Annotated in this window: 10 protein-coding genes and 2 pseudogenes; 9 read left to right on the forward strand and 3 right to left on the reverse strand. The window is 67.1% G+C overall.

Translation table 11 applies throughout. The annotated features are described in order from the left end of the window. Positions 1 to 275: 275 nt before the first annotated feature. Positions 276 to 1,014 (reverse strand): annotated as a pseudogene (locus tag FGX59_RS34770) (transposase); the annotation flags it as partial. 406 nt (positions 1,015 to 1,420) lie between these two features. Further along, positions 1,421 to 2,386, reverse strand: a complete 966-nt coding sequence (locus FGX59_RS34775) for a LysR substrate-binding domain-containing protein (protein ID WP_138473059.1) — start codon at positions 2,384 to 2,386, stop codon at positions 1,421 to 1,423. A 71-nt stretch (positions 2,387 to 2,457) separates the two neighbouring features. Between FGX59_RS34775 and FGX59_RS34780 the strand changes: the two genes are divergently transcribed. The 9 genes and pseudogenes from FGX59_RS34780 to FGX59_RS34815 all read left to right on the forward strand — a co-directional run bounded on the left by FGX59_RS34780 (position 2,458) and on the right by FGX59_RS34815 (position 9,807). Beyond that, on the forward strand, positions 2,458 to 3,537 hold the full coding sequence (locus tag FGX59_RS34780) for a TRAP transporter substrate-binding protein (protein ID WP_240722853.1): 1,080 nt from the start codon (positions 2,458 to 2,460) through the stop codon (positions 3,535 to 3,537). Further along, positions 3,534 to 4,127 carry a TRAP transporter small permease gene (locus FGX59_RS34785; RefSeq protein ID WP_138473061.1) on the forward strand — a complete coding sequence of 198 codons (594 nt, stop codon included), beginning with the start codon at positions 3,534 to 3,536 and terminating at the stop codon, positions 4,125 to 4,127. Before FGX59_RS34780 ends, FGX59_RS34785 begins: the two co-directional genes overlap by 4 nt. Then, positions 4,124 to 5,383: a TRAP transporter large permease gene (locus FGX59_RS34790; RefSeq protein WP_138473063.1), complete on the forward strand. Its 1,260-nt coding sequence runs from the start codon at positions 4,124 to 4,126 to the stop codon at positions 5,381 to 5,383. The genes FGX59_RS34785 and FGX59_RS34790 overlap by 4 nt, the downstream gene beginning before the upstream one ends. A gap of 11 nt (positions 5,384 to 5,394) precedes the next feature. Next, positions 5,395 to 6,768 carry an NAD(P)H-dependent oxidoreductase gene (locus tag FGX59_RS34795; RefSeq protein ID WP_138473066.1) on the forward strand — a complete coding sequence of 458 codons (1,374 nt, stop codon included), beginning with the start codon at positions 5,395 to 5,397 and terminating at the stop codon, positions 6,766 to 6,768. Between the two features lie 54 nt (positions 6,769 to 6,822). Further along, on the forward strand, positions 6,823 to 7,107 hold the full coding sequence (locus FGX59_RS34800) for a putative quinol monooxygenase (protein ID WP_138473068.1): 285 nt from the start codon (positions 6,823 to 6,825) through the stop codon (positions 7,105 to 7,107). Positions 7,108 to 7,121: 14 nt separating this feature from the next. Beyond that, positions 7,122 to 8,366 carry a 3-oxo-tetronate kinase gene (otnK, locus tag FGX59_RS34805; RefSeq protein WP_138473071.1) on the forward strand — a complete coding sequence of 415 codons (1,245 nt, stop codon included), beginning with the start codon at positions 7,122 to 7,124 and terminating at the stop codon, positions 8,364 to 8,366. After that, positions 8,363 to 8,692: pseudogene (locus FGX59_RS39920) on the forward strand (class II aldolase/adducin family protein); the annotation flags it as partial. The gene otnK and the pseudogene FGX59_RS39920, both read left to right, overlap by 4 nt. 91 nt (positions 8,693 to 8,783) lie before the next feature. Then, positions 8,784 to 9,002 carry a class II aldolase/adducin family protein gene (locus tag FGX59_RS39415; protein ID WP_370296471.1) on the forward strand — a complete coding sequence of 73 codons (219 nt, stop codon included), beginning with the start codon at positions 8,784 to 8,786 and terminating at the stop codon, positions 9,000 to 9,002. Position 9,003: 1 nt separating this feature from the next. Next, positions 9,004 to 9,807, forward strand: coding sequence for a hydroxypyruvate isomerase family protein (locus FGX59_RS34815; RefSeq protein ID WP_138473073.1), 804 nt, complete (start codon positions 9,004 to 9,006; stop codon positions 9,805 to 9,807). Between the two features lie 319 nt (positions 9,808 to 10,126). Here the strand turns inward: FGX59_RS34815 and FGX59_RS37940 are convergent. Beyond that, positions 10,127 to 10,391, reverse strand: a 265-nt coding sequence (locus FGX59_RS37940; RefSeq protein ID WP_206078523.1) for a hypothetical protein, incomplete at its 5' end; no start/stop codon positions are given.

Below are 10,391 nucleotides of genomic sequence, written 5' to 3' on the forward strand. Positions count from 1 at the left end.
GAATTGGCGTCATGGCAGGCGCGCGTGTCATAGGCGTCGCCAGCGGTGCTCGACCCGGTTGCGCATCCGCTGGCACCGTCTGGGGTGACTGCGCCAATCTCCCCGTCTGCCGGGATCTGGGCGAGCAGGTCCGGCAGCATCCCTTGCCGGTTCGTCCGGACCGGTGGCGCTCACCGGCTCGACATCGCCAACATTGCCGGAGGTGACCTCGACGGCCCGGATCTCTAATCGTCGTTGGGGAAACGGTCCCCCGGACGGTGCCCTGGTCCTCCTCGCTCCTCATCAATTCCAAGGAGGATCTTGCGCCATGAGCGGGCCGCGCCACCGGTCCGAGCGGCACCGCGACTGCGCCGCTTGGAGCCGCCATGCGTGCGCCTGTGCCGTGCTGCGCGCTTTCGCGGCGCCGCCGGGGCCACGGTCCTCCGCACCCTTCGCCCTCGACCTTGATGCCATTCGGCATCGTCCTCGGACCGATGGCGGTCGATGCCTCATTGTCGACAAGCAGGTGAAGCGCCCCTTTGGAACTGCAGTACGGGATGGGGACATCCAGGGTCCGACGGGCTTTCGCGGCGCCACAGGAGCCACGGTACCGTCTCGCTCTGGCGGCGCGACAGGGGCCGAAGTCCGGCGCGGACCAGCCCAGCCCGGACAGGTCCGGCAGGCTCGCCGTAAAGCCGCGCGCCGTCGCCATCCTTGCTCGGACCGATGGCGCAAGCGATGGCAACTCCTCGGACCAATAGCGGACAATCGCACGCCCTGCCGGAGCGGCAGCCCGAGGAGGACCTTGAGGGTCAGGCAGGCCTGGATCGCCTTCGTCCGGGAATTGATCCCCCGGATCAATTTCTGATCCTCCTCATTCGCTACAGGACTGCTGGCGGCCGCGCCCCACGGAAGGCGCCGCTGCCCATTGCATCGAAGGATCGAACCAGACAGTCAGCGTCCGCGCGGCCTCAGCGCCTGATTGTAGCCATGCCAGCTGGCGGTCCTGTACGTGGTCTTCGCCGGTCTGCTCATCGCCGCCAGCTATCATCCTGGAGTCGCGCAGTGAATCCCCAGCCGCATTTGCGCAATAAGGCCATCTCTCGTCCATAACGTACTGCAAATTATCAAAGAACGTGGCACGCAAGATCGAGCGCATCGACTTTCCCGCAGTCGAGAGCAGACCGAAACTATCGGCTAGGTCGTTTCGCAAAAGATCGAGTCCGGGGAGGCGATGCACCGCTTATCCTGAAGTGCCGGGCCGATGATTTGAAGATCATCGCAGCGTGCATCCGCTTGCGCCCGGCCCGCGATCTGCGCTCAACCTCCAGCCAGTCCGGACCCGCTCAGGCTTTGGACGGAACTTTTCCAAGGCATGATGGCAGCGGTCTCGACAAGCGGAGCATGTCTGGCATCCAGGCTTGCATGGCGGCCCGAATGGTTAGGAAAACCCGGCCGCGCCTTCGTCATCCCCGGCTGCCGGACACCGGCCGTTTCCTGCCCCGGAGGTTCGGGCGGGACCACTATCGATGTGCTCGAGAGTGGATTTCAGCCAGTCGATAAAGCGGCGCACCTTGCGGCGGTTCAGGTGGGCGCTGGGGCAGACCAGCCAGAGCGACTGCTGCCAGACATCCCTCAGGCCCGGCCTCATCGGGCAGACCAGCCTGCCGCTTGCGAGCTCGGCCGATGCGGTGAGACGGGATTCGAGAGCGATGCCCAGGCCGCTTGCCGCCATGTCGATCGACATATGCGCCCGGTCGAACAGCGTTCGGCAAAGCGGCTTGTCCGGCGCGTACCCCTGCAACTCGAACCACCTTGCCCATTGCGTCACGTTCTTCACGGAATGAATCAGCCGATGGTCGGGCAGGTCCTCGATATCCAGGCTTGCGGGCGCGGCATATTCCGGCGCGCAAAGCACCTGCACCTGTTCATCGGCAAGACATTCCACATACATGCCGCGCCAGTCTCCGGCGCCGTGGCGGATTTCGAGGTCGATGTTCTCGCGCGTGAAGTCCGGCGGGTCGTTGGTGGCATCGAGGCGAAGCTCTATGTCGGGATGCTTTTCGATGAAATCGGGCAGGCGTGGAAGAACCCACTTGTTGGCGAAGGTCGGCGCCACGCGGATGTTCAGCACGGTGAAGGAGCTCAGGCCGCGCATCTGCTCGGTGGCCACGGTGATCCGTTCGATCTCGTCGCGGATCAGCTCGTAATAGCGTTCGCCTGCTTCGGTCAGCACCACCTTGCGGCCCGTGCGGCTGAACAGGCGGACGCCGATATGCGCCTCGATGGCCTGGATCTGCTGGCTGACCGCCGACGGGGTGACGCCCAGCACATCCGAGGCCGCCTGCATGCTGCCGGTTCTGGCGGTGGCGTGAAAGGCGGTTATGGCGCGGAACGGAGGCAGCATGACGGTGAAGATAAACTAATGATTGATGCATGAAAAGTCGTTTGAACTTCATGATGGCAGCGGCCTAGGCTGTGGCCACGACGTCGATCATCGCTTCGGAGGAGCGGAGCGATCGGGGTCAATTCATTTGCGTCTGTCCGGGCGCCATGGGGAGGAAATCCATGAAGATCAATTATCTGGCGCTTTCAGCGCTGTCTCTTGCCATGTCTGCTGCCGCGGCGGACGCCCGCGAGATCCGTCTTGGCCACGCCTCTACGGAAACCAACCCGCGTCATGATGCGGCGCTGTTCTTCGCCGACAAGGTCGAAGAGCTGTCCGGCGGCGAGATGACCGTCTCGGTTGCCTCCAACGCCCAGCTTGGCGACGATGCCGAGATGATGACCGCCCTGCGTCTGGGCACGCTCGACATGTCGATCTCGAGCCAGGGCGCCATGGCGAGCATCATCGAGGAAGCCACCGTCGTCGGCCTTCCCTTCCTGTTCGACAGCGCCGATGCGGCCTGGTCGGTGATGGATGGCGAGGTCGGCGACATGCTGACGGAGCGAGCCGCGGAAAAGGGCGTGATCGTTCTGGGCTACTGGGACAACGGCATCCGCCTGATCACCAACAACGTCCGTCCCATCGTCGAGCCGGCCGATCTTCAGGGGCTCAAGATCCGCATCCCGTCGGATCCGATGGCGAATGACATCTTCTCGACGCTCGGCGCGAACCCGGTGCCGATCCCCTTCGCGGAAACCTATGTGGCGCTTCAGCAGGGCGTCGCCGACGGGCAGGAAAACCCCGCCGTGAACATCGAAAGCCAGAAGTTCCAGGAGGTGCAGGACTATGTCGCGCTGTCCTATCACAAGTGGGAATTCCTGCCGCTGCTGGCCAGCAAGGTGACCTGGGCGCAGCTTTCGGACGAGGAAAAGGGCTGGCTTTCGGAGGCCGCGGCCGCCGCGACCGAGTACCAGCGCAGCAACGCCAACAAGGCAAACGAGGCATCGCTCGCGATCATCTCGAAGGCCGCGGAAGTGTCCGAGATCGACACCGCGGCGTTCCGCGAAGCGACCGCGCCGGTCTATGACAAGTGGCGCGGGAAATACGGCGATTTCGTCGACGCGCTGATTGCCCAGTCGCAGGCCTATTCCTCCGGGGCCGTCTCGCAATGACCGACCGCAGCGCGACCTGTCACGTTGCGCAGGATCCGGGCCTTGCCCGGATCACCTGGCGCTTCGCCGAAGGGGTGGATGCGGTCATCATGCGTCTGACCCAGATCACCGGCATCCTCTCGCTGGTCGGACTGTTCGTGGCCATCCTCGCCGGGGTCGCGCTGCGGTATCTGACCGAGCAGGGGGCAGGCTGGGTCAACGAACTGCCCTATCTTGCCTTCCCCTGGCTCTGCGCGAGCGCCTTCGTGCTCGCGGCCCAGGCCGGCGGCCATATCTGCGTCGAGGCGCTGCAGTCGTCGCTGCCGCGCCGTGCCGCCACGATCATGTCGCTGCTGGTCCACGTGACCGCCATGCTGCTCTTTGCCTGGCTGACCCGCGCGGGCCTGACGGTGATCGAGGTGACGATGTCGGAATTCTATCCCATCCTGCGCATCCCGACCGCATGGGGCTATGGCGGGCTGACCGTCGCCTGCGCGCTTCTGTCCGTCACGGCGCTGACCGGCGTCCTGCGGATCCTGCTGACCGGCGAGGATGCCATCCAGCAGCGCCGAAGCATCGCCGCGGGCACGGAAACGGAGGTGGCGCCATGAGCATCGCCCTTCTTGTCGCCTTCGGGCTTCTGATGCTGACCGGCCTGCCCATCGGGTTTTCGCTGATCCTGGCCGCCGCAATCGCCCTTGTCGGGTTCGGAGGCCTGCCGGAGACCATCGTCATGCTGCGCTTCTACCAGCCGACGCAGAACTTCGTGATGATCGCCATTCCCTTCTTCATCCTCTCGGGGATGCTGATGATGACCGGTGCGCTCGGCCAGCGGCTGATCGACTTCGCCACGCGGCTGGTGGGGCGCTTCCGCGGCGGGCTCGGGCAGGTCAATGTCATGGGCTCGACGCTGTTCGGCGGGGTCTCGGGCTCGGCCGTGGCCGATGCCTCGGCCATGGGCGGGATGATGATCCCCTGGATGACCCGGGAAGGCTATCCGGCGGCCTTCTCGGCGGCGATCACCGCGTCGTCCTCGATCATCGCGGTGCTGATCCCGCCGTCGATCCCGCTGATCCTGTTCGCCACCGTGTCCAATGAATCCGTGGCGGACCTGTTTACCGCCGGGGTGGTGCCCGCGCTGGCGCTGTCCTTCGGGCTGATGGTCACCTGCTGGCTGATCGCGAAGCGCCGGGGCTTCCAGGTCTTCGAAGGCGGCGCCGACGGCCCGGCCATCGGGCGGGTGATCCTCGCGGCGCTGCCGGCGATCTCGCTGCCGGTGCTGATCGTGGTCTCGCTCCGCTTCGGCATCGCCACCCCCACCGAGGTGAGCGTGCTGGCGACCGGCTACGCGCTGCTGCTGCGAGCGGTTCTCTACCGCGACCTGACATGGGCGTCGATGGCGGCGGCGATGACCGGCACGGTGATCACCACGGGCGTCGTCATGCTGGTGATCGCGGCGTCGAACCTGGTGAGCTTCGTGCTGGCCTTCGACAACGTGCCGGGCCAGATCGCCGACTGGGCCATCAGCACCTTCAGCGAGCCCTGGCAGATCATCCTGCTGATGAATGTCGCCATGCTGGTCGTGGGCATGTTCATCGACCTCTCGGCCGCCATGCTGCTGATGGCGCCGCTCTTCGTCGCGCTGGCCAATGCCATCGGTCTGAACCTGACCCAGCTGGGCGTGATGATGACCATCAACCTCGGCGTCGGCCTGTTCACCCCGCCCGTGGGCACGACGCTGTTCATCTCGTCCGCCATCGCGCGCGTTCCCGTCGGATCGGTCGCCCGGGAGATGTGGCCCTTCTATCTGGTCGCGGCCTCCGTCCTGGGCCTGACCGCCTTCGTCCCTGCCTTCACCGTCTTCTGAGGAGAACTGACATGAACCTTTACACCAAGCTGACGCAGCGCCAGTCCGACGGGAATCCCGTTCGCGTGGGCCTGATCGGGTCGGGCAAGTTCGGCTCGATGTTCCTGAGCCAGGTCCGCCACATCCCCGGCATGCATCTGGTCGGCATCGCGGACCTCTCGGCCGAGCGTGCCCGCAAGGCGATGGTCAACACCGGCTGGGATGCGGATGCCGCAACCACGACCGATCTCGGCGATGCCATGAATACCGGCAAGACCTGCCTGACCGAGGACAGCGCCGCGCTGATCGCGACGCCGGGCCTCGACGTGGTGATCGACGCCACCGGCAACCCCGCCGCGGGCATCCGCCACGCGCTTCTGGCCGCGGAGAATGGCTGCCACATGGTCATGGTCAATGTCGAGGCCGACGTCCTGGCGGGTGCCTATCTGGTGCAGGAGTTCGACAAGGCGGGCCTCGTCTACTCGATGGCCTATGGCGACCAGCCGGCGCTGGTCTGCGAGCAGATCGACTGGGCGCGCACCTGCGGCTTCAAGGTCGTCGCGGCGGGCAAGGGCACCAAGTACCTGCCGAAGTTCGCCACCTCGACCCCCGACACCGTGTGGGACTACTACGGCCTGACCCCGGAAGAGGCAGCCAAGGGCGGGATGAACCCGCAGATGTTCAACTCCTTCCTCGACGGCACCAAATCGGCGCTGGAGATGGCGGCGATCTCGAACGCCTCGGGCCTTCTGGCGCCGCGCGACGGGCTGCTCTTCCCGCCCGCTGGCACGCATGACCTGCCCGAGGTGCTCAAGCCCAGGGCCCATGGCGGCATTCTCGAAGAGGCGGGCATGGTCGAGGTGGTCTCGAGCCTGGAGCGCGATGGCCGCCAGGTCGTCGGCGATCTGCGCTGGGGGGTCTACGTGACGCTCGAGGCGAGCGACGAAAGCGGGCTGGGTGCCGATTACGTGCGCCGCTGCTTCCGGGAATACGGCGTGACCACCGACAGCTCGGGACGCTATGCGACCCTCTACCGCCCGTCGCACCTGATCGGGCTCGAGCTTGGCGTCAGCGTCGCGAGCGCCGCGCTGCGCGGCGAGCCCACGGGCCGCACCAACGGCCTGACCTCCGACGTGGTGGCGGTGGCGAAGAAAGCGCTGCGGCCCGGAGACATGCTCGATGGCGAGGGCGGCTTCACCGTCTGGGGCCGGATCGCCCGGGCCGAGGACTCGCTGGCGAACCGCGGATTGCCCATCGGGCTGGCCCACGGGATGAAGCTCAAGCGGGAGGTGGCCGAAGGGTCGATGCTGACCTGGGACGATGTCGAAGCCACGGACAGCCAGGCGGTGACCGTGCGCCGCGCCATGGAGGACATGTTCCGCGCGCGCCTGAAGACGGCAGCCTGACCCTTGTTTCCGGCACCCGTGATCCGGGTGCCGGACCGAAACGCGGAGCCCCCCATGATCTACCTCGTCGCCATGCACCATGCCCGCCCCGGTTTCGAAGACCGGCTGCGCCAGTCGCTGCAGGACCTCGTCGAACCGACACGGGCCGAGGCAGGCTGCGTCCAGTACGACCTGCATGAATCAAGCGCGGAGCCGGGGCGTTTCCTGTTCTACGAGATCTGGGAAACCCGGGCGCATCTCGAGGCGCATGCCGCCTCGCGCCACCTGGCCGCCCAGATCGAGGCAAGTCGCGACTGGGTCGCGCAGACCGAATTGCTGCCGCTCGACCGGATCGGCTGAGAAAGGAGATGCCGATGCTTCTTGGATGCATTGCCGATGATTTCACCGGGGCGAGCGACCTTGGCAATACGCTGACCCGCGTCGGCATCCGCACCACGCTGATGACCGGGATGCCCAAGGGCAGCGACGCGGTGGAGGGCGACGCGGGCGTCATCGCGCTCAAGACCCGGTCGGTTCCGGTGGCGGAGGCCGTGGCGCAATCGCTCGCGGCGCTCGACTGGCTGCGCGCGCAAGGGGCGGCGCAGATCCTGTTCAAGTACTGCTCGACCTTCGACAGCACCGCGGAGGGCAATATCGGTCCGGTGGCCGAGGCGCTGATGCGGGCGCTCGGCACCGACCGCACGGTCTTCGTGCCGAGCTTTCCGGGCGCCGGACGGCGGGTCTTCATGGGGCACCTGTTCGTCAATGACACGCTGCTGAACGAATGCGGCATGCAGGACCACCCGCTGACACCGATGAGGGATGCCGACATGCGCCGGGTCCTGGCCGCGCAATCCGGGGCCGGCGTGGGCCACCTGTCCCTGGCCGATCTGCGCGCGGGCGCGGCGGCGGTCCGCCTTGCCTCCGAGGCCGCGGCCGGCCGCCCGCTGATCGTCTGCGACGCCATCGAGGACAGCGACCTGATCGGCATTGCCGACGCGGTGGCCGGCTGGCCGCTGATCACCGGCGGCTCTGGCATCGGGCTCGGGCTTGCCGCGAATTTCCGCAAGGCCGGGGCGGCGAGGTCCGCCGCCGCGCGCCGCCCGGCGGAGAGCGGCCCGGCGGTGATCCTGTCGGGATCGTGTTCGCGCATGTCGAACCTGCAGGTTGCCCATGCATTGAAGCATATGCCGGGCTTTGCCATCGATCCCGGCGCGCTGATGTCCGGCGCGCTCGATCTCGACAGGGTCAGGGCCTTCGTCCGCGCCGCCGGCGACGGTCCGAAGATCGTCTATTCCACCGCCGACCGCGATGGTCTGGAAACCGGTCGCGCGTCCCATGATCCCGCAGCGCTGGCCGGGAGGATCGAACGCTTCTTCGGCGATCTCGCCCGCGATCTGGTCGCGGACGGCCATCGCAGGATCGTTGTCGGCGGCGGCGAGACCTCGGGCGCGGTGGTCAGCGCGCTTGGCCGCGGCCAGTTCGACATCGGCCCCGAGATCGCCCCCGGCGTGCCTGCGCTCGTGGCGCGCGACGGGCTGCGCATCACCCTGAAAAGCGGCAATTTCGGTCAGGAAGATTTCTACGACCGCGCCGTCCGCGTCCTGGAAACCGCATGACCGATGACCAGCTTTGCGCGGATATCGTCCGCTTCGCCAGATCCCTTTTCGACCGCAGTTATGCGGCGGGATCGCCGGGCAATATCTCGGTCCGGCTCGGCGACGGGTTCCTCGCGACCCCGACGAATTCCTGCATGGGCCTTCTCGACCCGGACCGCCTGTCGCGGCTGGACGCGCGCGGCGCGCATCTTTCCGGAGACAGGCCCACCAGGGAGCTTCCCCTGCAATTCGCCATGTACAGGGCAGGGCCCGCCGCGCGCGCCGTGGTGCATCTGCATTCGACCTATGCGACGCTGCTGTCCTGCCTCGAGACCACCAATCCGGAAAGCGCGCTGGCGCCGATCACGCCCTATGCGGTGATGCGGCTCGGCGATGTGCCGATGGTGCCCCTGCACCAGGCCCGGCGCGGATACGGTGGTGCCCTATATCGAAGAGGCTGCGGCGGATCATCCGGCCGTGCTGCTCGGCAACCAGGGGCCGGTGGTCAGCGCCGACAGCCTCGAAACGGCGGTCTTCGCGTCCGAAGAGCTCGAAGAGACCGCGAAGCTGCTCGTCCTGGCCGGGAGCCGCCCGGTGCGCCTGCTGGGGCAGGAGGACATCGGCGAGCCGACCGCAACCTTCCGGCTGAGAGGCTGACATGAACCGTTTTTCCGCAAATCTCGGCTTTCTCTGGAGCGATCTGGGCCTGCTCGACCGGATCAGGGCCGCGGCGGATGCGGGCTTCGAGGCGGTCGAGCTGCACTGGCCCTATGACACCCCCCCGCAGGACATCCTGCGCTGCTGTCGCGACGCGGGCGTCCGGCTTCTGGCCATGAACTCGCCGCGCGGCGATCTGTCGGAAGGCGAAAACGGTCTGGCCGCGCTTGCGGGGCGCGAGGCGGAGTTCCGCGAGGGCCTGCTGCGCGCCGCCGAGTTCGCCGTTGCCGCCGGGGCCCCGAGGATGCACGTCATGGCGGGCGTCACGCCCAATACGGCTGCGGCACGGGCCACTCTCGCGGAAAACCTCTGCTGGGCCGAGGAGGCCGTGCCCGAGCTGGGCTTCCTGCTCGAACCCCTGAACAATTTCGACGCGCCGGGGTACCTGTACCACCTTCCCGGACAGGCCGTCCGGGTCATCGAAGAGGCCGGTCTGCGGCGCACGCAGCTCATGTTCGACATCTACCATGTCGGGCGCGAGGGGCTGAGCCCCGCGAAGGAATTCGACCGCTTCCGCGACCATGTGGGCCATGTCCAGATTGCCGCGGTCCCGAACCGGACCGAGCCCCATGCGGGCTCCGTCGACATGGCGGTCGCCCTGAAGCACTTGCTCGGCAGGGGCTATTCCGGCTGGATCGGCTGCGAATACAAGCCTGAACGCACGGTCGAGGCCGGCTTGCCACGCCTGCGCCAGCTTGCCTCCTGCCTTGACGCAGATCCTGAAAGGGCGACCTCAGGCGCGTGATCTCTTGATGCGGGCATCCGTCAACCTGACGCGGATCCCGTCTTCCGGACAGGGGCCGGCCGCCGAGTTGCGGCGCCGGGCGTTCCATCGAGCCCGGGAACGGCCATGTGAAAACGGATGTCCGCCTGGCGCGATCACCGCTGACGGGGACGGAGGGCGACGCGATCTTCGCTCTGCGGCGGGGGCCACGACATCCGCAACAGCCTCGCCCGCCTGAGGGCCGCTCGGGCCGGCTTCATCGTCGCCACGGTGACCATGACCGGATGCCGAGACCCGGAGCGGGCCGCGGGCGCCGCATGGCCGCGTTGTTCCGCATAGACTAGTGACCTGCAGCGTGTTCCCTGAACTCCGTCCCGCGCAGGGTCAGGGCGACCACGCAGGCGAGAGTCATCACGATGCCGCCCATCTCGAAGGTGCCCGTTATGGCGTGGCGAAAGGCCTCCTCGATCGCGGGGCGGGCGGCGGCGGGAAGATCCGCGACCGCCTCCATCCCGCCGGAGATCACCGCCTGGACATCGACCTGCGGGCCCAGCTCGCGCAGCCCCGAGGCGAGGCCTGCCGCCATCACCCCGCCCGAGACCGCG

The sequence above is a fragment of the Poseidonocella sp. HB161398 genome (assembly GCF_005870025.1).
In the GTDB taxonomy this organism is placed as follows: Bacteria; Pseudomonadota; Alphaproteobacteria; order Rhodobacterales; family Rhodobacteraceae; genus Mangrovicoccus.

Excerpts from the sequence above, each read along its gene's own strand:
- FGX59_RS34775 (WP_138473059.1), bottom strand. The coding sequence starts at position 2,386 with ATGCTGCCTCCGTTCCGCGCCATAACCGCCTTTCACGCCACCGCCAGA.
- FGX59_RS34785 (WP_138473061.1), top strand. The coding sequence starts at position 3,534 with ATGACCGACCGCAGCGCGACCTGTCACGTTGCGCAGGATCCGGGCCTT.
- FGX59_RS34790 (WP_138473063.1), top strand. The coding sequence starts at position 4,124 with ATGAGCATCGCCCTTCTTGTCGCCTTCGGGCTTCTGATGCTGACCGGC.
- FGX59_RS34795 (WP_138473066.1), top strand. The coding sequence starts at position 5,395 with ATGAACCTTTACACCAAGCTGACGCAGCGCCAGTCCGACGGGAATCCC.
- FGX59_RS34800 (WP_138473068.1), top strand. The coding sequence starts at position 6,823 with ATGATCTACCTCGTCGCCATGCACCATGCCCGCCCCGGTTTCGAAGAC.
- otnK (WP_138473071.1), top strand. The coding sequence starts at position 7,122 with ATGCTTCTTGGATGCATTGCCGATGATTTCACCGGGGCGAGCGACCTT.
- FGX59_RS34815 (WP_138473073.1), top strand. The coding sequence starts at position 9,004 with ATGAACCGTTTTTCCGCAAATCTCGGCTTTCTCTGGAGCGATCTGGGC.